The following is a 21,441-nucleotide window of genomic DNA, read 5'->3' as shown; positions in this document are numbered from 1 at the left end:
CTAGTGGGCAGCGCGCAAGGCCTTCAGGCGCGCAGTAAGCCGACGCTTGCGGCCCGGGCGGTCGCCGGATTCGGCGGTGGCCTCGATATGCTGCTTGCCAAATTTGTTGAGCAGCAAGTCGTCGATAAGCCGCACCTGGCCGGGACGAAAGCGGTAGCGCATGGCGTCGTGGACGTGGGCAATGGCAGTATCGTCAAGCAGCTGCTCGAGCTGGCTCAAGTGGCGCACGCCGTTTTGCTCCAATAACTCCGCCAAGAATCGGTAGTGCTCCGAGCGCGAGAGCGGGAAACGGTTGCCCAGGATAATGGCCAGCACGCCCGGTAGGGTCTCGGCGGTAAGCTCGACGTCCCGATCGGTTTCCGTACCTGGGGCCTTGAGTGCAGCAATCTCGTCGAATTGCTGGTCCGCAAGCTCGATAAGCCCCGCGGCCAAGGTAAAGAGGCGGTCCACTTCAGGTGAGGGTGGGTTGGGCCCTTGCTTGTAGCGGATATCGTGTTCAAACTCCGCCCATGCGTGCTGCAGAACGGTGCGAATCTGCACCTCAAAGGTCCAACCTACGTAGTTCGCGAGCTCTTCCATTGCGGCAGCGCTATCTTCGGTCACGGTGAGCACGAGGTGGTGGGAGCCGTAGCCAAAGCCGCCGGAAATGCGGGTCTCGGCTGCTTTATCAACGGAACGCTCGACTTTAAACGATTCACCAAAAACGCTCAGCGCTTCTGGAATCGCGGTGGAGTGAAACAGCGTGACCCGCACCCCCATCACATCGTGGATCTCCTGCCACGGCTGGGGGTAGACAAAATCGCCGTTCTCGCGGCGCTTTTTGGCCTTTGCCTTAAGCGAGGGCCAAGTCTTGACGCGGGTAGAAACGCGGTCGAAGATGATGCCGGCGTCGTTGAGGAGATCCTCGATGGCGGTGCGGAAGTCCCCCGCAGCGGTGGGGTGGTTGCGCGCCCAGTCGTGGTACTGGTTGCTTAGCCGCGACATCCTACTTTCTGGCATGGTGCTCCTTTCATAACTCCCGCGGGAATCCGTTAGACCATACTAGCGGGCGCGGGTGGAGCACGGTGCGATGGTAGGGCACGCGCGCGACGGCATCGGCAGCCAGCTGGCAGGCATAGGTGTCCGGCAGGCGGGCAAAAACGAAGAGGGTGGCGGAGTCTGGGACAAGGTAGGTCAGCGAGTGCGAACGCAGGAGGCGGCGCATGTGCTTGTCCAGCACAGTAAATGTTTCTGGGTGAGCGATCCAGGAGGAAATCGGTGCGCCGTGGGAGCGAACCTGTAGGCCCCCGAGGTGGGAGGCGGAAGGGAGCTCGCAGGCAGCCGGACGAGTCCAGAAACGCAGTCCCTGCGAATCGAGGGCGGCGCGTTGCAGGTTATGTGAGGCGTGGTTCCACGCCCGGCGCGTGGAAATGTCCATGTCTGCCAAGCCGCGGTGGCTTAGTCGGCGAAAGCTACGCTTGCCTGGAAAGACAAGCGCCATGGACAGGCTGGGGGAGAGCTGGATGGTGGCAAGGGAATCGCAAAAGCCGTCGTCGGAAAGCCGCTGTTCTTTCAGCCAGGAACGGGCAAAGAGGGCAGGCAGCAGGTTTGCGGTGGTAGGACGCGGCGAACGCAGGGCGACGGTCACGACGGGGCTCTCCAGTGGGGTAGGGTGCAGTCGCCTTTATTGGACTGGAGAAACCGCCGTTTGGTTCCCGGGAAAATTAAAAGGGCGGCTCGGCGTCGAGTTGGAGTTCGGCAAAGAGCTTATCGGCCGGCCAGATGTCGATTTTTTGGCCCTTGGCCTGCAGTTCCTCCGCACGCTTTTCCTTGGAGGTTTTCTTGGCCCATTCGCCCACGATAAGCAGCGTGGTCTTTTTGGTGACGTTTTTGGCTACCTGGCCGCCGCGCTCGGCGATGCCCTGCCACAGCACCCCCTTGTCATAGGGCTCGAAATCACCGGTGAGGGTGACATGCTTGCCATAAAGTGCGCCTTCCGGATCAGCGTCTGGATTGGGCTCGGGGATAGTATCCGGCGTGGCGACAGACTGCCAGGGGGCGGGGCCACCGGACTTCTTTTTTGCCGAGCCGGCCGCACGGGTTTGGTCGCGGAAGTCGGTGCCTGCGCCGAGGTCGGCGCCGGAGGTCGGGGCCGTGTGGGCGCGCAGGACGGGAAGGACGGCCGTGGACTCGAGGCGGCCAAGGGTGAACTCGCGGGCGGTGAATAGATCGCGGATGCTGCCGGTGTGTCCGAAGCGCTCTGCCAAGCGGGCGATGATTTCGCCGGCTGCGCGGGCATCTTCGGTGGCGTCGTGGTGGCTAAAATCCGGAGCGGAAAGGTGGGCTGCGACGGTGGGCAGCTTGTGATTGCGCACCGAAATTACCTTGGCTTTAGAGGCGTCGCGGGCTAGCGCGAGGGAGCATGCCAGCGGCACCGTGGGTACCTCGGCGCCGGCGGCAAGCAGGCCGGAGCGCAGTGCGGTGGAATCGAATTGGGCGTTGTGCGCGACAAGTACGTCGCCGCCGAGGAAGTCGAAGAGCTCCTTGGCGACGTCGGCAAAAGCTGGCGCCCCTTCCACATCGCTCGCGGTTATGCCGTGGATGGAGACGTTGATATCCGCAAAGTGCTCTAGGCCCGGCGGAGGGGTGCACAGCCAGGAACGGGAGTCGGTCTCTTGGCCATCGCGGAAGCGAACCGCGCCGATTTGGCAGATAGAGCCCCAGTTATCATTGGCCGTTTCTACATCCACGGCGGTGAAATCGAGCCCCGGGATGGTGGCGGTGGCGGAGGGGGCCTCGCCGCGCTGGGCGGCGGCGATGGCGCGGGCGACGGCCTGCGGGTCTTGGTGCGGGGCGAAAGCGATGGAACCGGCGGCGCCAAGGTCGAGGGCGCCAAAGCCGGTGGCGGTCGGTTCATTCACGCGCACAGTGTCGATGGAATCGAGCGGGATATCCTGCGTGGCGGGGGCGCCAAGGCTGGTGGCCAGCAGCGTGCGGTGGAGCACGAGTTTATCCGCTGTGACATCGATGAGTACGCCGTGCGCGGGAAATGACACGAGGGGCCTTTCTCTAGGAGTCAAAAACGGGCGGCTCAACCTGACGCAAGATCAGCGTTGAACGCGGTTGCACCGTGATCGTACCCTCTGCCTCAATGAGGGTTTCCTCCGCGGGGTAGCCGCCGGAATCGGCGGTATCGACCATCAGCCGCCAGGTGGCGCCGAGATCCTTGGTAGGCAGGGTGAACTCGATTTCGCCGTCGTGGGAGTTGAATATCATGATGAAGGAATCATCGGTGATACGTTCGCCGCGGGAGGTGGTCTCCGTGATGGCATTGCCATTGAGGTAGACCATAAGAGCGCGGCCGAAATCGTGGTCCCAGTCGTCTTGGGTCATCAGGCGACCAGAGGGGACCAGCCAGGCGATATCGCGTTCTTTTACATCCGCGCCTAGCGGGCCACCGGCCAAGAAGCGTTTGCGGCGGAATACGGGGTGGTGGTTGCGAATGGCCAGCACGCGCTTGGTAAATCCCAGCATGGCGGCGGACTTTTCTTCTTTCAGCATGGACCAGTCCATCCATGCCAGCTCGTTGTCCTGGCAGTAGACGTTATTATTTCCGTCTTGGGTGCGGCCGAACTCATCGCCGTGCGAGAGCATCGGAGTGCCTTGGGAGAGTAGGAGAGTGGTCAGGAAGTTGCGCACCTGGCGGCGGCGCAGCTTGCGAATTTCTTCGTTATCGGTGGGGCCTTCTTCACCGCAGTTCCAGGAGCGGTTGAAGGACTCGCCGTCGCGGTTGTCCTCGCCATTGGCCTCGTTGTGCTTGTCGTTATAGGACACGAGGTCGCGCAGAGTAAAGCCATCGTGGGCGGTGATGAAGTTGATAGAAGCGGTGGGGCGGCGGTCATTATCGGCATAAAGATCCGAAGAGCCGGTCAGTCGGGAGGCGAATTCACCCAGGGTAGCGGGCTCACCGCGCCAGAAATCGCGGACGGTATCGCGGTACTTGCCGTTCCATTCGCTCCAAATAGGTGGGAAGTTGCCTACCTGGTAGCCATCGTGGCCAATGTCCCAGGGCTCGGCGATGAGCTTGACCTGGCTGACAATGGGGTCTTGTTGGACAAGGTCGAAGAAGGTAGCGAGCTTATCGACGTCGTCAAGCTCCCGCGCCAAAGTCGCCGCCAGGTCGAAGCGGAAGCCGTCGACTCGCATCTCGGTGACCCAGTAGCGCAGGGAATCCATAATCAGTTGCAGCGAGTGCGGGTTGCGGACATTGAGGGAATTGCCGGTGCCGGTGTAGTCCATGTAGTGGGCTTCATCGCCTTCGACGAGGCGATAGTAAGCGCCATTGTCAATGCCGCGGAAGGCAATGGTGGGCCCCATGTGGTTGCCTTCGGCGGTGTGGTTATAAACCACGTCGAGGATTACCTCGATGCCTGCCTCGTGGAAGGCACGGACCATGGTCTTGAATTCGGAGACCACCTCGCCTGGCTTTTTGGCATAGGCGTAGTCATGGTGCGGGGCGAAAAAGCCGAAGGTGTTATAGCCCCAGTAGTTGCGCAGGCCCAAGTTGCGCAGCCGATCGTCTTGCAAGAATTGGTGGACGGGCATGAGCTCGACGGTGGTGACGCCGAGCTCCTTGAAGTAGTCAATGATGGCGGGGTGCGCCATGCCGGCGTAGGTACCGCGCAGTTCTTCCGGCACGTCTGGGTGGGTCATAGTCATGCCCTTGACGTGGGTTTCGTAAATGACCTTCTCGTTGTCTGGAATGTGCGGGCGATGGTCGCTGCGCCAGTCAAAGAAAGGGTTGATGACCACGGAGAGCATGGTGTGGCCCAGCGAATCTTCTTCGTTGCGGCCGGTGCCAGGTTCTTCGGCGTGGATGTCATAGGAATATAGGGAGGCATCGCCGTCGAATTCGCCGTCGAAGGCGCGGGCATATGGATCTACGAGGAGCTTGGAAGGATCGCAGCGCAGGCCGTTTTCAGGTTCATAGGGGCCATAAACGCGGTAGCCATAGCGCTGGCCAGGGGTGACATTGGGGAGGTAGACATGCCACACATGGGCGGTGACCTCTGACATTTCTATGCGCTCTTCACTGCCTTCTTTGTCGATGAGGCAGAGCTCGACCTTGTCTGCAACCTCAGAAAATAGGGCAAAATTGGTGCCGGATCCGTCAAAGGTGGATCCCAGTGGGGTAGGTTTGCCAGGCCAGATTTGGCGGCCGTAGCGCTCGGTGGGCGTGGGGACTGCGTCCATGGCGGGAGTGTTCATGCTCACGAGCATAACCACTTTTTAGTCTCCAGTGCCGTGCGTAAGCCCAGCGTGAATAATACGAATGCCGCGATGGAGGTCGTCGCGATAATTAGAGCCAGGAGCCTCGCCGGTGGTTTCTGCAAGCTGGCGTTGGGACTGTTCCATCAAGGTGGCACCGAGTACGAGGTGAATAGCCGATAGGGCGGCGGCGCGGTGGGTACTGTCGGCTTCATAGGCACCACGCGCTGCGGCAGAGCAAAAGACGGATAAGAGGTAGTCCCAGGCGGGGGCCTGAGGCAGGGAGAGACCGGCAATGACTACCTCAGCGCCGTCGCGGTGGGCAAGTAGCGCATCGCGCAGGCTGAGGCTGAGCTCCTCGAGCGACTCCCCAGAAACGGGGGAAATAATGTACTCAGCCAAAGCCGCAATGAGCGCCTGTTTATTGGCAATGTGCCAGTAAAGCGCGCCGGGGGCAACGCCGAGGGAGGATGCAACGCGGCGCATGGTGACGTCGCCCAGCCCATAGGTATCAAGCAAGGAAATAGCGGCGTCGATAATACTCTCGCGATTGATATGCACCTTGGTGATTGTACGGACTAGGACTAGCGGGGCGGTAGCTCACAGGTTCCTTTAATGGAGTATCAATGTCATTTCCATCGTGGTGTTGTTAGTATTGCGAAGACAAAAAGAAGCTGCCTTAAGGCGCTTCACATTCGCAAGATTGATTCAGGAGTTTTCCCTTGTCCTTTTTGACCCCTGCTAAGAAGTCCCTTATCGCAGTAGCGCTGGTTGCCCCCTTGGCGCTGGCTGCATGTGGTTCGGATGACAACAACGACGATTCTAAGAAGGCTGCCGCCACCACTGCCTCCAAGTCTTCTGAGGATAAGTCTGCAGACAAGTCCCAGGACAAAGACGCCGATAAGGACAAGGACAAAAACAAGGATAAGGATAAAGACAAGGACGGCGAAAACAAGGACGGCGCTGCTGGTGCAGAGGGCCAAGACGGCGAGGGCCCAGATCAGATGGCCAACCCGCTAAATAATGGCGAGGATCCTTTCGCTGGGGCGAAGGACATCAAGCCGATTGAAGGTGGCCAGGACGCAAATGATGCTGACAAGCAGGCCATCGAGCAGCTGGTCCGCGGTCAGCACGAAATCGATAATGTGAAGGAATACTTCAACTACATGCCGCAGCACGCCTGCCAAGCCGTGCGTGAAGGCCAGGCCAAGGAGTTTGGCCAGTACCAGCAGTACGTCGATAGCCTGCCGAACCAGTCCTTCGCTGAGTACGCCAACACCATGCGCCAGCAGGGCGGAGGCAACGGTGAGGTAGAGAAGTTCGCTAGCCAGCTGGAGTCCATCCCGCAGTCGACCAAGCTGCAGTCTGTTAACGACATTGTGGTCAACGGTGACGATGCTTCTGCAACCGTGAGCGTGTCCAACTCTGAGGGCAATGAGACCTCTACGGTTCGCTTCCGTCGCGAGAATGGCAACTGGACCTTCTGCAACTAAATTGTCTCTTTCCCAGCGCCGCTTACCCCGCACCCTAGGTTTTGGTGCGGGGTTACTCGCGTGTGCGCTCTTGGTCTTTGGCGTGGCAGGTGCGCTGTGGGGGCTTTTCCGTCCGACGCTTGCCGGCCATGAGGTAGACGATGGTGGTTATGCCATCGAAGCGATGGGCAGCGCCCAGTTCATCGCCTTCATTACCTTTGCCCTCATTACCGGCCTACTCGGACTGCTCTTGGGCTTGGGTGCGTATCTGCGACGGCAAGAGCGGGGCTTGTCGATGCTCTTGTGGGTCGGCGTGTGCGCCTTGGCAGGCGCGGCCTCGTTTTACGTATTTGGCGGGGTCACCGCCACGCATCCGCCCGAAAACCCAGGAGAGTTCGTAGAATTTGCACCGAAATTCTCCCCGGCCATCTCTTGGGCGGTGGCGCCATTTATGGCGATGTTTTCCTACTGGTCCACGGCTTTTGTGAGTTCCGATGATGATTGGTAAGCCGCGCGCCTAGGGCCATTCTACGGGGGAGGCGCCGGTAACTTCCTGCGCGATGTCATCGATTCCGTGCAGGATGTGTTTAAGGCCGCGGCCGATAGCGCTAAAGAGTTGGGGCCGCGTTAGGCCGGCGGCGGCAATGGTGGTGGCATCCATCCGCACCTGCAGGCCTTCGGCGGTGTGGTGGCAATATGCAACGGCGCCGTGATGGGCGCGATTCCAGTCATTGCAAATAAGGAACAGGCGGGTAAATTCCGCTTCCTCCAAGCTAGGGTCCCAATGTCCCTTGATGATAAGGCTGGGGCCGTTGTCTAAAGCGAAGGAAAAGAGAACATCATTGACCCACGCGTAGATAGCCGTGGCGCCGTCGCTTTGGAAGCGTTGGATTCCGATAAGCGGCAGGATTTCGGCCAGGCTATCGAGGGTAAAGGGCTCTAAGGGGGCGTCGGCAAGCGGGTCTAGCTCCGGTGAGGCTTCGCGCACGAGGCCGGGATGGGATTGGGCGAGCAAGTCCATGAGGACCTCGGCATTGCGCAGTGCCGGTAAGACAAACGCCGCGAGCTGTTCCCGGCTCGGGGAGTTATCCGCCGGTAGATAACTATGACCGGATACGCTTACGCACTCAGGCTGGTCAAAATCAACCACTATCGCCGGTGAGAGGCAATCGTGGTTCCACTCGTTGGCCACATGCGCTAGTTCGGATATCTCACTGAGGTCCACGCCGCCGCGGGGGCTGGTGTGTAGGTGGAGTACCGGTTCTTCTAGTTGGTCTATAAAGATGAAGGTAGATCCGCCGGCTGAGTGGGGTACTAAAAGTTCGCCTGAGGGTAGCGCCCAGCAGGACAAGCCATGTTCGCGGGCGATGGCGCGGACATGCGCAAGCAGAAGGGAAGGATCACTCTCGCTCATCACTGCCACCACCTTAAAGCTGTGTTGAGTCCGAGTCTATCGTCCAAACCCGCCCCCTCGCTGGCATTTGGACATTAGGATATTGGTTTAATAATAGAAATCCGATAAGAATAATGGGAGCCGGAAATGCTTCGGACCATCGATTTGCGCGGCACAAAGCTGCGCCCTGCCCAGCTGCGGCGAGTCCTGCCACGCGGCGGCACCGACGTCGCCGCTGTAGTGGACAAAGTGGCGCCAATGGTTCATCGCGTCCGTCAAGAAGGCGCCGCGGCGGCACTGGACTACAGCGAACTTTTTGATGGCGTGCGCCCGCGCCACCTGCGGGTACCGCAAGCGGAATTGGACAAGGCCGTCGCTGGCTTAGACCCGCAGGTGCGCCGAGCAATTGAGGCCTCGATTGAGCGCGTCCGCAAGGTCCACCTCGAACAAAAGCCGACCGCACATACCACCGAACTGGCTCGGGGCGCCACGGTGACCGAGGTCTTTCGCCCCATCGAGCGCGTCGGTTTGTACGTGCCGGGAGGCAAGGCCGTCTATCCCTCGTCTGTGATCATGAACGCGGTGCCGGCGCAGGCGGCCGGCGCAGAAAGCTTAGTGGTGGCCTCGCCCCCGCAAAAGGAGTTCGGTGGTCTACCGCACCCCACTGTGCTAGCCGTGTGCCAGATGCTTGGCGTAGATGAGGTGTGGGCTATAGGCGGTGGCCAGGCCATTGCGCTGATGGCCTACGGCGATGATGATGCCGAGCTTGCACCAGTAGACATGATTACGGGGCCGGGAAATATTTTCGTTACCGCAGCCAAGCGCTTGGTGCGCGGGGTAGTGGGGACAGATGCAGAAGCAGGTCCGACCGAAATTGCCATCATCGCCGATGACACCGCAAACCCCGTGTATGTGGCTTATGACCTTATCTCCCAGGCCGAGCATGATCCGATGGCAGCGAGTGTGCTTATAACGGAATCAGAAAGCCTCGCTCAGCGGGTGAACGCGGAGGTGGAGGCGCGCTACGGCGCTACCGCTAATGCGGAGCGGGCGGCCGCGGCCTTGGGCGGCGAGCAATCCGGCATTGTGGTGGTCGATTCCCTGGACGCAGCGATTGCGGTGGCTAATGCCTATGCTGCCGAGCACCTGGAGATCCACACCGCAGAACCCGGCACGGTAGCTGAGCGGATTAAACACGCTGGTGCCATCTTTGTGGGGGACTTCGCCCCTGTACCACTCGGGGACTACGCTGCCGGTTCCAATCACGTGCTGCCCACCTCCGGCACGGCGCGCTTTTCGGCTGGCCTGTCTACCCACACCTTTATGCGGCCGGTCAACCTCATTAACTATGACCGAGCTGCGCTGGAAGAAATTGCCCCGCAGGTCATCGCCTTTGCTAAGGCTGAGGGGCTGCCTGCCCACGGCGAAGCAATCCGCGCCCGATTCGAGGAGAACTAAATGACGCAATTGACAGATCTTCCCCTGCGCGAGGAATTGCGCGGCAAGTCCGCCTATGGTGCGCCGCAACTCACTGTGGCCTACCAACTCAATACCAATGAAAATCCCTATCCGCCCTCTCCAGCGCTCGTTGCTGATTTGGTGGCGGAGACTCAGCGCCTTGCCTCCACGCTCAATCGCTATCCGGAACGCGATGCCGTAGAGCTGCGTAAAGCCTTGGCCCATTACGTTTCCGAACAGACCGGGGTGGGGGTTAATTATGAGCAGGTATGGGCGGCGAACGGATCGAATGAGATTTTGCAGCAGCTTCTACAGGCCTTTGGTGGTCCAAGCCGCAGCGTGCTCGGCTTTACGCCGTCTTATTCCATGCACCCCATCCTTGCGGACGGAACCTACACGCAGTTTGTGGAGTGCCCGCGGGACGAGGATTTCCGCATAGACATGGACCGGGCTCTGGCGGCCGTGGCGCGGCACCAGCCGGATATCATCTTTGTGACAACGCCGAATAACCCCACCGGCGGGGTGACTAGTCTGGACGATATTGCCGCGCTTGCCGACGCCGCGCCGGGAATCCTCATCGTCGATGAAGCCTACGGCGAATTCTCCTCTTCGCCCTCCGCAGTGACGCTGCTGGATAAATACCCCACAAAGTTGGTGGTCTCGCGCACCATGTCCAAGGCCTTCGACTTCGCCGGTGGCCGCCTTGGCTATTTTGTGGCAGATCCGGCCTTTGTAGAAGCCGTCATGTTAGTGCGACTTCCGTATCACCTGTCTGTGCTCTCCCAAGCTGCGGCGACAGTGGCGTTGCGCCATAGCGCGGATACGCTCGCCACCGTGGAAAAGATCGCCAGCGAGCGCGAGCGCGTGGCAGCTCGCTTGCGGGAACTGGGCTATACGGTCCTGCCTAGTGAATCCAATTTCCTCTTCTTCGGCCGCTTTGCTGACCAGCAGCGCGTATGGCAGCAGTTCTTGGATAAAGAAGTACTCATCCGGGATGTCGGGATTGCCGGGCACCTGCGCATGACCGTGGGCCTGCCGGAAGAAAACTCGGCCTTTTTGGCAGTAGCTGAGGACCTTGCGGATACAGTAGTAGCGGATAATCCGGCCGGAGGAGAAAGGAGCGAACCATGAGCAACCGTGTAGGACGCGCCCAGCGGTCTACCTCTGAATCGCAGATTTCCGTGGTCATCGACCTAGACGGCACGGGACGCAGCGATATTTCCACCGGCCTGCCCTTTTTCGATCATATGCTGACCTCGTTTGCCACCCACGGCAGCTTTGATCTCACCGTGCAGGCAGCGGGTGATACCGAGATCGATGCCCACCACACCGTGGAAGATACCGCCATCGTGCTCGGTACCGCACTGCGGGAAGCAGTGGGGGATAAGGCCGGCATTCGTCGTTTCGGCTCCCAGCTACTGCCCATGGATGAAACGTTGGTTGAAGCGGTGGTGGATTTTTCTGGCCGCGCTTATTTCGTGATGAACGGCGAGCCAGAGCACCTGCAGTGGCACATAATTGGTGGCCACTACGCCACGGTGATTAACCGCCACTTTTTTGAAACGCTTGCTGCCCACGCTGCGATAACGCTGCACCTCAACGTGCGCTATGGGCGCGATCCGCACCACCTTACGGAGGCGGAGTTTAAAGCCGTGGCGCGTGCGCTGCGCGCTGCCGTGGAACCCGACCCCCGTCGGACTGGAATTCCTTCGACGAAGGGAGCACTCTAAAAAGCATGCATGTTATGATCTTGGTTCTTTTCCTCGTGGCAGGCATGTTAGTAGGCGGTGCATGGACTGCCTACCAACAGGGGTCGAAGGCAATGACAGTAGTAGCCTCCCTTTTGGCCGCAATTACCGTGGTAGCAGCAATTTCGTGGATGGTAGGAGCGTTTGGTAAGTGAGCAAAACCCAAGAGACTAATATTTGGAAGATCCCGGGCTATACCGCCACTATGATGGCCATTGCCGCTGCTTTCGGCGCTTGGTCCATCCTCCTTCCGGTGGTGCCGCTCGCTGTCATTGATTCCGGCGGCTCAGCTACTTTGGCGGGCTCATCCACCGGCATCTTCATGGCCTTTACCGTGCTTACGCAGATCATTTCCCCGTGGCTTTTGCGCCGTTGGGGCTATCGCCGCGTGATGGCACTTTCCGCCTTTACCTTGGGCGTCCCTGCCTTCGGACATCTTTTGGGAACAGATGCTTGGGTTGTCCTACTCTTTTCCGCTTTGCGCGGGGTGGGCTTTGGCGCGCTGACCGTTTCCGAGTCTGCGCTTATTGCCGAGTTGGCACCTGTTCGCCTTTTGGGCAAGGCCACCGGCATGATCGGTGTGTTTACGGGACTAGGCCAAATGGTCTTTTTGCCCTTGGGCTTGGTCATGGCGGAAAAGCTGGGTTATGCCTCGACGTATATCACTGCCGGCATCATTGGCTTCGTGGGCTTTGGTTTGTGCTTGCGCATTCCCAAGATAAAGGTCACGCTGGCTTCTGATACCGAAGACGAGCCCAACCTAATCCGCGTTCCCACGTGGAAGCTGGTGGCAGTGCCTGCACTAGCGTTAACGACTTTCTCCATGAGCTACGGCGCCGTGTCGTCCTTCCTGCCGCCGGCGGTGCAGGAACTAGATGCAGAGCGTGGCGCCAGCCTTGCCGGCATCATGCTGTCCATCGTGGGTGGCGCGGCCATGATTTTCCGCTACTTCGCCGGCATGGTGGCAGACCGCGTGGGCACTCCCGGCCGGTTGTATATCCCCAGCCAGATCATGGCCATTGTGGGTGTGCTCGCCATCGCCGTCCCGCTCTACCTCGACGGCTCCGTGTGGTGGCTTGTGCTGGGTGCCTTCCTATTCGGCGGGGCCTTTGGCATTGCCCAAAATGAAGCCCTGTTGTCGATGTTTGACCGTCTACCGCGCGAGCGTGTCTCGGAGGCTTCGGCCATTTGGAATATCTTCTATGATGGCGGCACCGGCTTGGGCTCGACCCTTTTGGGTGCGTTGGTTGCCGGCTACGGCTACGCGGGGGCGTTTGGCGCCGGTGTGGCTATCCTCGGCGTTGGCGTACTAATGACGCTGGCAGATTTTATCCTTGGGCGCACCCGCGTGAGTGAAACCAACGATATCCGAACGCGTCTGCGTCGCATGCGTAAGGTATAGCCCATGGCAAAGACGGTCGCATTATTGGATTACGGCGCGGGCAATGTGCGCTCGGCACAGCGCGCGCTGGAGCGAGTAGGCGCGGAAGTTGCCGTGACTGCGGATCCCAAAGCAGCGGTGGACGCAGACGGTCTGCTTGTCCCCGGCGTTGGCGCTTTTGACGCATGTATGCGCGGGCTAAACGAGGTTCAGGGGCCAAGGGTCATCGGCCAGCGCCTGGCAGGGGAGCGGCCAGTGCTGGGTATTTGCGTAGGTATGCAGGTGCTTTTCGACGTCGGGGTGGAGCACAACATCAATTCCACCGGCTGCGGCGAGTGGCCCGGCACCGTTGAAAAACTTCACTCTACAGTCCTGCCGCATATGGGGTGGAATACCGTTGCGGTTCCCGTCGGCAGCGATATGTTTGCAGGCTTGTCCGAAGACGAGCGGTTCTATTTTGTGCATTCCTATGGCGTCCGCCGCTGGGAGTTGGAAACGGAAATCACCCGTCCACCCTTGGTCAGCTGGGCCGAGCACGCGGGTGATAGGTTTGTCGCGGCGGTGGAAAATGGCGCTTTGTGGGCGACCCAATTCCACCCGGAAAAATCCGGGGACGCTGGCGCACAGCTTTTGGAAAACTGGATGCGCACGCTCTAGGTAGGATGATGACTATGACTTTTACGCTCTTGCCCGCAGTTGATGTCTCTCAAGGTCAAGCGGTGCGCTTGGACAAAGGCGAAGCAGGCACCGAAACCTCCTACGGTGCGCCGCGCGATGCCGCATTGAAGTGGCAGTCCCACGGCGCGCAATGGCTGCATTTTGTGGACTTGGATGCGGCATTCGGCCGCGGTTCCAACCACGAGCAGATGGCGAATATCACCGCAGAGCTGGGCATAAACGTGGAACTTAGTGGCGGCATCCGAGACGATGCCGCAGTAGAGCAAGCACTGGCTACCGGCGCGCAGCGCATTAATATTGGCACCGCTGCTCTTGAACAGCCGGAATGGATAGAAGATATCCTTGCGCGCTATGGCGATAAGGTTGCCGTGGATCTCGCCGTGCGCGAGGAAGGCGGCGAGTGGCGCACTGCGGGCAATGGTTGGGTTTCCGATGGCGGCGACCTGTGGGAGGTGCTCGAGCGCCTCGATGCTGCCGGATGCCAGCGCTTTGTGGTGACAGACGTATCTAAAGACGGCACGCTAAGCGGACCGAATATCGAGCTGCTGCGCGAGGTCGCCATGGCTACGGAAGCTAAAATCACCGCCTCCGGTGGTATCTCTAGCGTGGAAGACCTGCGCGAGCTTGCTCTCTATGAAAATGAGGGCATTGATTCCGCCATTATTGGAAAAGCCCTCTACGAGGGGAAATTCAGCCTCGAAGAAGCTCTCACAGCAGTGGCCGAGGTAGAGCCGCTGCCGGCGGAAGAAACCATTGACCCGTTCGACCCTGAGGACAACTAAGCCATGATGGAACCCCGCGAGTTGGTGGCCTTCGCGGAGGCGGCCGTAGACCAAGTAGAACCCATTTTTCGTTCCGGCCTCGGTGCGCAGCCCGCCCGCTTTAAAGGGCAGGGAGATTTTGCCACCGAGGTAGATCTCGTCATCGAGCAACAGCTGCGGGATATTTTGACTCAAATGACCGGCATCCCAGTGTACGGAGAAGAATCCGGCGGCAGCGTGCTAGATACCGTCTGGGTAGTAGATCCGATTGATGGCACCGCAAATTACTCCGCTGGAAACCCTTTAGCCGGCATCTTGGTGGCGCTCATCCATAAGGGCGCACCTGTTGTAGCGGTGTCTGATTTCCCATTATTGGGGCGACGTTTGGTCACTTGCGATGGCTCTCCTCTGCGCTCAGTAGGCGGGCCTGCTACTGGCTTCGGCGGTGGGGAGGACGCGATGGGCTTCGATGAAGCGCGCGGACACGTGGGCTGCTCTTCTCATCTGCCCACTGAGATCTTCCACGAGCTGCGCGAAACCGGCCTGCGCCCGCGGATGACCGGTTCAGTGGGGCTGGATAATGCCTTTGTTGCGCAGGGCGTATTTGATGGCGCGATTAACTTCTCCCCACACCCGTGGGATAACGCCGCTGGTGCACTGCAAATTCAAACCGCCGGCGGAGTAGTGACTGATCCGGAAGGAAATCCGTGGACTGCGCAGTCGCGTGGCTTGGTCGCAGGTACCCCGCAGGTCCATGCCACTATCGTGGACATCCTGTCCCGTCATAGCGGTTCCTTTCACCGCTAAGACTTCATTCTCACAAAGGAGGCGGCCGATATGGCTGTAGCCGTACGTGTTATCCCCTGCCTAGACGTGGACCAAGGCCGGGTGGTCAAGGGCGTTAACTTTGAAAACCTGCGCGATGCCGGTGACCCGGTGGAGTTGGCCGCGCGTTATGACTCCTTAGGCGCTGACGAACTTACATTTTTGGATGTATCTGCCTCAAAGCAAGGGCGTTCAACCATGCTAGAGGTTGTACGCCGCACTGCGGACCAGGTATTTATCCCACTAACAGTCGGCGGCGGGGTACGCAGCGTCGACGACGTCCGGGAGCTACTGCGCGCCGGTGCAGATAAGGTTTCCGTAAATACTGCAGCGATTAAGAATCCGGAAGTGCTGCGCGAAATGGCCGAGGTTTTCGGGACCCAATGCATCGTGCTGTCCGTTGATGCCCGCCGGTGCCGGGAGGAGTTTGCGCCCTCTGGTTACGAGGTCACCACGCATGGTGGCACGAAGTCGGCCGGAATAGACGCCATTGAGTGGGCTCGCCGTGGCGAGGAACTCGGAGTAGGGGAGATTCTCCTCAACTCGATGGATGGCGATGGCACCAAGCAAGGATTTGATGTGGACCTGCTGTATGCCGTGCGCGAGGCAGTGACTATTCCCATCATCGCTTCTGGCGGTGCGGGCAGCGCCGCGGATTTCCCACCGGCCGTTGCGGCCGGTGCCGATGCCGTTTTGGCCGCAAGCATTTTCCATTTTGGTGAGGTAGAAATTTGCGACGTAAAGGACACCCTAGATGCCGCAGGTTACGAGGTGCGCCGATGAGTAACCCGGCCGACTATGAACTAGATGGGGGCATCGCCAAGCAGCTCAAGCGCAATGACCAAGGCTTGGTGCCGGCCATTGCCCAGGCTGAGTCCGGTGAGGTGCTGATGATGGCATGGATGGATGACCATGCTTTGGCGCATACCCTTGCCACGCGCAAGGCCACGTATTTTTCGCGCTCGCGCAATGAGTACTGGGTCAAGGGTGAGACTTCTGGCCACACCCAAGAGGTGCTGGGCGTTCGCCTTGACTGTGATGGAGATACTATCCTGCTGACCGTGCGGCAGCGTGGCGGCGCCTGCCATACCGGTGACCGCACGTGCTTTGACGCCACAGATCTCCTAGGAGGACAATCGTGAAGGCTAAACGCCTTGGACCGCTACTTATCGCTGTAGGAGCCATCGTATTGTGGCTGTCTTCCCGTGCCACGTGGGTGGTTGCTGCCAGCGAAGATGATAAGACCGGCTCCGCCGCCAATGACATCATAGGTTCGGCATGGTCGCTAGAGATTATGGCCTTGACTCTAGTATTGGTTGCCGGCGCCGTCGCAGGGTTGGCTCTGCGCCGCATCGGTAGGCGCGTAGTGGGCATTATTTGTGCCCTCGCAGCAGCGGCCAGTGCATGGACCCCGGTTAGCTTGCTGACGGCGGGCGCGGATGTTGAGCGCGCGCAGAAGATCCTGCAAGGTGCCTCGGCTAATAAGAATGCAGTAGATTCCGCGCAAATTTCTCAATGGGCCACAGTGGTTTCCACCGAGGTGCATGCCTGGGGGCCGATTCTGGCCCTGGTAGGAGCGGCAATGGCTCTTTTTGGTGCGGTTATGCTAGCTCGCAACCCAGGCGAGGATAAAGTGAAGGCATCTAGCAAATACGAGACGCCGGCAGCGCGGCAAGCGAAATTGGAGGAGGATTTGGAAACCTCCTCTGATTCTGGCCGCGTGATGTGGGACGCGCTTGATAGTGATATCGATCCCACTGATATGGATAAAAAATAGCCCCGTAGTCTGTGCAATTTCCGCAACTGCACGGGAGCGGGTTAACCTAAGTGTGATTTCAATCGCCCGTGGAGGGAGGTGCTGATGCCTACGCCCATTGCCGTTGACCACCTAGTAGCAGGAGTCTTAGAGGACGTCGCTGCGCGGGAGTCCCGTGTGTCGTTTCAGGAAGTAAAGGCACGCTCGCGTGACATGGAATCTCCCCGGGATGTGCGCGCAGCTCTCTTGCGCCCCGGCTGCTCCGTTATCACGGAACTCAAGCGTGCCGTTCCCTACGGCGGCGAGATTGCACATGTTGGTTCTGCGGAGCACATGGCGCAATGGGCCCGCACCTTTGAAGACTGCGGCGTACACCTTATGGCGTGCCAGACTGATTTCCGCCGCTTCCACGGTTCTTTGGAGGACATGGCGGCTGCCCGCGCAGCGATTGATGTGCCCATGATGTCACGAGATCTCATCGTAGATCCCTACCAAATTCATGAGGCCCGCTGTTATGGGGCCGATGCTATTCCACTGCAAGTAGAGCTGCTGGAGCAGGCTCGCTTGGAGGCACTATTAGACCGCGTGGAATCTCTCGGTATGACCGCCATCGTCGAGGTACGCAACTGCGCCGAGGTCGACCGCGCAATTAAGGCTGGAAGTAGCGTTATCTCCATCAATGCGTGGTCTTTAGCCTCGGACGCGATTAACCGTGAGGCGTTCAACGATATTGCCCCGGGCCTGCCCGAATCCATCCTGCGCATTGCAGTAGGTGGGGTAAACAACGCGCGCAACCTTTTTCACTATGCTTCCCGGGGCGCCGATGCGGTGCTCGTCGGCGAATCAGTCATGGCGGCCCAAGACCCTACAGCGTTGGCTCGGTCGCTGGTTGCCGCCGGCCAGCACCCAGCGTGCCCCGCGCGCAAATTAGAGTAATACCCCGACTAGCTGGCGGGGTGGGGGATAAGGCACACTGGCTACGTGCACACAGAAATTCTTGCAAATATTCCGTCTCCGCCGCAGGGCGTGTGGCAGGTGGGGCCACTTCCCATCCGTGCCTACGCGCTGTGCATCATCGTGGGCATTATCGTCGGCCTGCGCATGACCTTGCGCCGTTATACCGCTCGCGGCGGCAACCCAGACACAGTATGGGATGCTGCCATCGTGGTTATCCCAGCCGGCATCATTGGCGGGCGGCTCTACCACGTGATTACCGATAATCAGAAGTACTTCTGCGATAGTTGCAGCCCCGCGGATGCGCTAAAGATTACCAATGGCGGCCTTGGCATCTGGGGCGCTGTTGCTCTCGGCGCGCTGGCCTTGTGGATACTTTTCAAAGTGAAGAAGGTGCCACTCGGCCCCTTCGCTGATGCCGTGGCCCCGGGCCTGGTCCTCGCGCAGGCGATTGGGCGGCTAGGCAACTGGTTTAACCAAGAACTCTACGGGCGCCCGACCGACGTTCCATGGGCTTTAGATATTTACTACCGAGTCAATGACAACGGCGGTTTTGCGCCGGTCTCCGGGCACTCCACGGGTGAGGTTATGACTTCGGTGCATCCGACCTTTCTCTACGAGCTGGTGTGGAACGTCCTTGTATGTCTATTCCTCTTGTGGGCGCACAAGGCATGGAAGTTGGGGCACGGACGAGTCTTTGCCCTCTATGTCATGGGCTATACGTTGGGCCGGTTCTTTATCGAAGGAATGCGTTCCGATGAAGCCACCCATATCTTCGGGCTGCGCGTGAATATCATCGTCTCCCTGGTGATTTTCATCATCTCTGCGGTCGTCTTTTTCTTGCTTGATAGGCGCCGCCAAGGCCCAGAATCTCCCGCAGAGGTAGATCCTAAGTATTGGGCCGAGCGCCGCGATAGTAACGGGGGTGGCGATGGTAGCGCGGTACCTGAGGGGCAGCATTCGGACTCTGCATCACCGTAGGTTCTACCCCGGTATTTCCGAATAGGTTTGATTGTGTGGGGGCTAGGGCATTTTTGAGTGTCCGTTCGGAAAATGGGGGTCCAAAATTGTGGCCGCAATCCATACGAAGGAGTAGGTTGGGGAGTGTTCAGTTTCCCCGACGGAATAGGCCAATAATGCTGGATAGAAGAACAAAGATTGTCTGTACTCTCGGCCCTGCCGTTGCTAGCGAGGATGGCATTTTGCGCCTCGTTCAAGACGGCATGGACGTTGCCCGCTTGAATATGTCTCACGGCGAGCACGCGGACCACGAGGCGAATTACAACTGGGTGCGCCAGGCTACTGATAAGACCGGCCGCGCCGTCGGTATTTTGGCGGACCTGCAGGGCCCCAAGATTCGCCTTGGCCGCTTTATTAACGGCGAGGAGCAGTGGGATAACGGTGAAATCGTCCGCATTACCGTGGACGATATCGAAGGCACCCACGACCGAGTATCTACCACTTATAAGGGCTTGGCCAAGGACGCCAAGCCGGGTGACCGCCTGCTTATCGACGACGGAAAGGTCGCCGTTGTCTGTAAGGAAGTCGACGGCAATGACGTCGTGTGTGAGGTTACCGAGGGCGGCCCAGTTTCCAATAACAAGGGCGTTTCCCTTCCTGGCATGGATATCTCCGTGCCGGCCCTGTCGGAGAAGGATATCGCCGACCTGCGCTTCGCTCTGAAGCTTGGCGTAGATCTTGTCGCGCTTTCCTTCGTTCGCTCCCCAGCTGACGTGGATAAGGTCCACGAGATTATGGATGAAGAAGGTCGCCGCGTTCCGGTTATTGCGAAGCTGGAAAAGCCGGAGGCAGTCGATGCCCTCGAGTCCATCGTGCTGGCATTCGATGCCATTATGATTGCCCGTGGTGACCTCGGCGTCGAGGTGCCGCTGGAGCGTGTGCCGCTGTTCCAGAAGCGCGCTATCCAGATTGCGCGTGAAAACGCTAAGCCGGTCATCGTGGCTACCCAGATGCTGGATTCGATGATTTCCAACCTGCGCCCGACCCGTGCAGAGGCATCCGACGTTGCCAACGCCGTGCTCGATGGCGCCGATGCTGTCATGCTCTCTGGTGAGACTTCCGTGGGCATTGACCCGCAGAACGTTGTGCGCACCATGTCCAAGATTGTGGCTAATGCTGAAGACGGCGGCAAGGTTCCACCGCTTACCCACGTTCCACGCACCAAGCGTGGTGTGGTGTCCTACTCCGCTCGCGATATTGCAGAGCGCCTTAATGCTAAGGCCATCGTGGCCTTCACCACCTCCGGTGATACTGCCAAGCGTGTAGCCCGCCTGCATTCCCACCTGCCGCTGTTGGCGTTTACCCCGGATCCGGCCGTGCGTTCTGAGCTCGCGTTGACCTGGGGTGCTGAGACTTTCTTGAGTCCGCACGTTAAGTCCACCGATGACATGATGGCAGCCATCGATGACGCATTGCTGGAGATGGATAAGTACGAAGAAGGTGACATGATTGTCGTCATTGCTGGTACCCCTCCAGGAATTGCCGGCAATACCAACATGATTCAGTGTCACTTGTTGGGTGAAACCAAGAAGTAGATTTTTGGCACGAGCGCCGCGACCCACCCTTTAACACGTTCCACGGGTCGCGGCGCTTTTCTATATACATTTATACAAATGTAGATTTATATTTACCTCGAGTACACTCAGCGGTTGCTTTCCTGACATGCGGCTGCAGTACTTTTTGGTTGTTCATGTTTCAGCTTCTCTACACATTCAAAGGACAACTGCACAATGACCTAAATCAGGCCGACTTGGCCTCAGTGGCTGCGCTTACCGCCATCCATTTTCATTTAATTGTCAATAAGCGTCGACGGGGATAGGCTGAGTGCATGGCACACGAGCACCACGACCACGATCACTCCAGCACGCCGCTGCGCGCACTCTTGATTGCGCTAGGCATTACCGGCACCGTCTTCTTCGCGGAGCTGATCGGCGGCTGGTTGGCGGGTTCGATGGCGCTGATGGCGGATGCGATGCACATGCTTTCCGACGCTGCGGGGTTGATCATCGCGGTGTTAGCGGTGTTGGTTGGGCGCCGACAAGCATCGGCTCAGGCCACGTACGGCTACCGACGAGTGGAGGTGCTTGCTGCACTGGCGAACGCAGTGATGGTGCTGGCGATCTCGGTGTGGATTGTCGTCGAGGCGGTGCGCCGCCTGCAGAGCCCGGCCGAAGTGCAGGGAAAAACGATGCTGATCATCGCGGTGATCGGCCTGGTGGCGAATGCGCTATCGGCGTGGGTTCTGCACCGGCACCGCAAATCCTCGATCAACGTGGAGGGCGCGTTCTTGCACGTGTTAGTGGATATGCTCGGCTCGGTCGCAGTAATCGTAGCCGGCATCGTGGTACTGACCACGGGGTTTGTGGCGGCGGACGTGATCGCCTCCCTAGCGATCGCGGCGATGGTGCTGCCGCGCGCCTGGCAGCTCATGCGGCTTTCGGCGAGCGTGCTGCTCGAGCAAGTCCCGGCGGACTTCGACGCCAGTGCGATCGAGCCCGCGCTGCGGCAGGTCGAGGGCGTTGCTGACATCCACGACCTGCACCTGTGGAGCCTGGACGGCGTGAACGTGCTCACGACCGTGCATATCGTGCGCGACGGCACCGTCGGCACCGGCCCGCTGTTGGATGCCGCCCAGCAGGCCCTGCGCGAACACGGTATCGAGCACTCCACCATCCAGATTGAGCACCCAGAGCACGAATCCCACGAGACGGTGTGCTGATTCCCTTCTAACCTGACTTAGGCCAATTT

23 protein-coding genes are annotated in these 21,441 nt (G+C 59.4%); 17 read left to right on the top strand and 6 right to left on the bottom strand.

Annotated features, from left to right (window positions below; translation table 11 throughout):
* The 5 genes from ACP8J1_RS07670 to ACP8J1_RS07650 form a co-directional block, all read right to left on the bottom strand.
* Nucleotides 1-999 (bottom strand): GTP pyrophosphokinase, encoded by a 999-nt coding sequence (locus ACP8J1_RS07670; protein WP_023027873.1) that lies wholly within the window; start codon nt 997-999, stop codon nt 1-3.
* Nucleotides 1,000-1,009: 10 nt separating this feature from the next.
* Nucleotides 1,010-1,627 carry a hypothetical protein gene (locus ACP8J1_RS07665; protein ID WP_023021237.1) on the bottom strand — a complete coding sequence of 206 codons (618 nt, stop codon included), beginning with the start codon at nt 1,625-1,627 and terminating at the stop codon, nt 1,010-1,012.
* Between the two features lie 76 nt (nt 1,628-1,703).
* Nucleotides 1,704-3,035, bottom strand: coding sequence for an exonuclease domain-containing protein (locus ACP8J1_RS07660; RefSeq protein WP_023021238.1), 1,332 nt, complete (start codon nt 3,033-3,035; stop codon nt 1,704-1,706).
* A gap of 13 nt (nt 3,036-3,048) precedes the next feature.
* On the bottom strand, nt 3,049-5,247 hold the full coding sequence (gene glgX, locus ACP8J1_RS07655) for a glycogen debranching protein GlgX (RefSeq protein ID WP_232212598.1): 2,199 nt from the start codon (nt 5,245-5,247) through the stop codon (nt 3,049-3,051).
* A gap of 21 nt (nt 5,248-5,268) precedes the next feature.
* Nucleotides 5,269-5,808, bottom strand: coding sequence for a TetR family transcriptional regulator (locus ACP8J1_RS07650; protein WP_023021240.1), 540 nt, complete (start codon nt 5,806-5,808; stop codon nt 5,269-5,271).
* 161 nt (nt 5,809-5,969) lie between these two features.
* Between ACP8J1_RS07650 and ACP8J1_RS07645 the strand changes: the two genes are divergently transcribed.
* Together ACP8J1_RS07645 and ACP8J1_RS07640 are read left to right on the top strand one after the other, a co-directional pair.
* Entirely contained in the window at nt 5,970-6,740 is a 771-nt protein-coding gene (locus tag ACP8J1_RS07645) for a hypothetical protein (protein WP_023021241.1), read from the top strand.
* Complete coding sequence (locus ACP8J1_RS07640) at nt 6,715-7,227, top strand: hypothetical protein (protein WP_232212597.1); 513 nt, start codon at nt 6,715-6,717, stop codon at nt 7,225-7,227. Before ACP8J1_RS07645 ends, ACP8J1_RS07640 begins: the two co-directional genes overlap by 26 nt.
* Nucleotides 7,228-7,236: 9 nt before the next feature.
* Here ACP8J1_RS07640 and ACP8J1_RS07635 read toward each other — a convergent pair whose 3' ends face one another.
* On the bottom strand, nt 7,237-8,133 hold the full coding sequence (locus tag ACP8J1_RS07635) for a type III secretion system chaperone family protein (protein WP_023021243.1): 897 nt from the start codon (nt 8,131-8,133) through the stop codon (nt 7,237-7,239).
* Nucleotides 8,134-8,259: 126 nt separating this feature from the next.
* Here ACP8J1_RS07635 and hisD point away from each other — a divergent pair, with 126 nt between their 5' ends.
* The 15 genes from hisD (at nt 8,260) to ACP8J1_RS07560 (ending at nt 21,412) form a co-directional block, all read left to right on the top strand.
* The gene (gene hisD, locus ACP8J1_RS07630) at nt 8,260-9,570 is read left to right on the top strand and encodes a histidinol dehydrogenase (RefSeq protein WP_023021244.1); all 1,311 of its coding nucleotides are present in this window, start codon (nt 8,260-8,262) and stop codon (nt 9,568-9,570) included.
* Nucleotides 9,571-10,701 (top strand): histidinol-phosphate transaminase, encoded by a 1,131-nt coding sequence (locus ACP8J1_RS07625; protein ID WP_023021245.1) that lies wholly within the window; start codon nt 9,571-9,573, stop codon nt 10,699-10,701.
* Nucleotides 10,698-11,300: an imidazoleglycerol-phosphate dehydratase HisB gene (gene hisB, locus ACP8J1_RS07620; protein ID WP_023021246.1), complete on the top strand. Its 603-nt coding sequence runs from the start codon at nt 10,698-10,700 to the stop codon at nt 11,298-11,300. Before ACP8J1_RS07625 ends, hisB begins: the two co-directional genes overlap by 4 nt.
* A 14-nt stretch (nt 11,301-11,314) precedes the next feature.
* Nucleotides 11,315-11,473 (top strand): hypothetical protein, encoded by a 159-nt coding sequence (locus ACP8J1_RS07615; RefSeq protein ID WP_198010475.1) that lies wholly within the window; start codon nt 11,315-11,317, stop codon nt 11,471-11,473.
* Nucleotides 11,470-12,720 carry an MFS transporter gene (locus tag ACP8J1_RS07610; protein WP_023021248.1) on the top strand — a complete coding sequence of 417 codons (1,251 nt, stop codon included), beginning with the start codon at nt 11,470-11,472 and terminating at the stop codon, nt 12,718-12,720. The genes ACP8J1_RS07615 and ACP8J1_RS07610 overlap by 4 nt, the downstream gene beginning before the upstream one ends.
* Nucleotides 12,721-12,723: 3 nt before the next feature.
* On the top strand, nt 12,724-13,356 hold the full coding sequence (hisH, locus tag ACP8J1_RS07605) for an imidazole glycerol phosphate synthase subunit HisH (protein WP_023021249.1): 633 nt from the start codon (nt 12,724-12,726) through the stop codon (nt 13,354-13,356).
* 14 nt (nt 13,357-13,370) lie between these two features.
* Nucleotides 13,371-14,159 (top strand): bifunctional 1-(5-phosphoribosyl)-5-((5-phosphoribosylamino)methylideneamino)imidazole-4-carboxamide isomerase/phosphoribosylanthranilate isomerase PriA, encoded by a 789-nt coding sequence (gene priA, locus ACP8J1_RS07600; protein ID WP_023021250.1) that lies wholly within the window; start codon nt 13,371-13,373, stop codon nt 14,157-14,159.
* A 3-nt stretch (nt 14,160-14,162) separates the two neighbouring features.
* The gene (locus ACP8J1_RS07595; RefSeq protein WP_023021251.1) at nt 14,163-14,945 is read left to right on the top strand and encodes an inositol monophosphatase family protein; all 783 of its coding nucleotides are present in this window, start codon (nt 14,163-14,165) and stop codon (nt 14,943-14,945) included.
* 30 nt (nt 14,946-14,975) lie between these two features.
* Nucleotides 14,976-15,746, top strand: a complete 771-nt coding sequence (gene hisF / locus ACP8J1_RS07590; protein ID WP_023021252.1) for an imidazole glycerol phosphate synthase subunit HisF — start codon at nt 14,976-14,978, stop codon at nt 15,744-15,746.
* Nucleotides 15,743-16,105, top strand: a complete 363-nt coding sequence (gene hisI, locus ACP8J1_RS07585; RefSeq protein ID WP_023021253.1) for a phosphoribosyl-AMP cyclohydrolase — start codon at nt 15,743-15,745, stop codon at nt 16,103-16,105. Before hisF ends, hisI begins: the two co-directional genes overlap by 4 nt.
* Nucleotides 16,102-16,740, top strand: coding sequence for a TIGR02234 family membrane protein (locus ACP8J1_RS07580; RefSeq protein ID WP_023021254.1), 639 nt, complete (start codon nt 16,102-16,104; stop codon nt 16,738-16,740). The genes hisI and ACP8J1_RS07580 overlap by 4 nt, the downstream gene beginning before the upstream one ends.
* A gap of 84 nt (nt 16,741-16,824) precedes the next feature.
* Complete coding sequence (locus tag ACP8J1_RS07575) at nt 16,825-17,655, top strand: indole-3-glycerol phosphate synthase TrpC (RefSeq protein ID WP_023021255.1); 831 nt, start codon at nt 16,825-16,827, stop codon at nt 17,653-17,655.
* A 45-nt stretch (nt 17,656-17,700) separates the two neighbouring features.
* Complete coding sequence (gene lgt / locus ACP8J1_RS07570) at nt 17,701-18,654, top strand: prolipoprotein diacylglyceryl transferase (protein WP_023021256.1); 954 nt, start codon at nt 17,701-17,703, stop codon at nt 18,652-18,654.
* A 158-nt stretch (nt 18,655-18,812) separates the two neighbouring features.
* Nucleotides 18,813-20,228, top strand: coding sequence for a pyruvate kinase (pyk, locus tag ACP8J1_RS07565; RefSeq protein ID WP_198010468.1), 1,416 nt, complete (start codon nt 18,813-18,815; stop codon nt 20,226-20,228).
* Nucleotides 20,229-20,521: 293 nt separating this feature from the next.
* The gene (locus tag ACP8J1_RS07560; protein ID WP_005328806.1) at nt 20,522-21,412 is read left to right on the top strand and encodes a cation diffusion facilitator family transporter; all 891 of its coding nucleotides are present in this window, start codon (nt 20,522-20,524) and stop codon (nt 21,410-21,412) included.
* The last annotated feature ends 29 nt before the right edge of the window (nt 21,413-21,441 follow it).

The organism is Corynebacterium sp. LaCa_205, from assembly GCF_057458085.1.
Note: the sequence above shows the minus strand (reverse complement) of the source record. Positions and strands in the feature narration are given on the sequence as shown.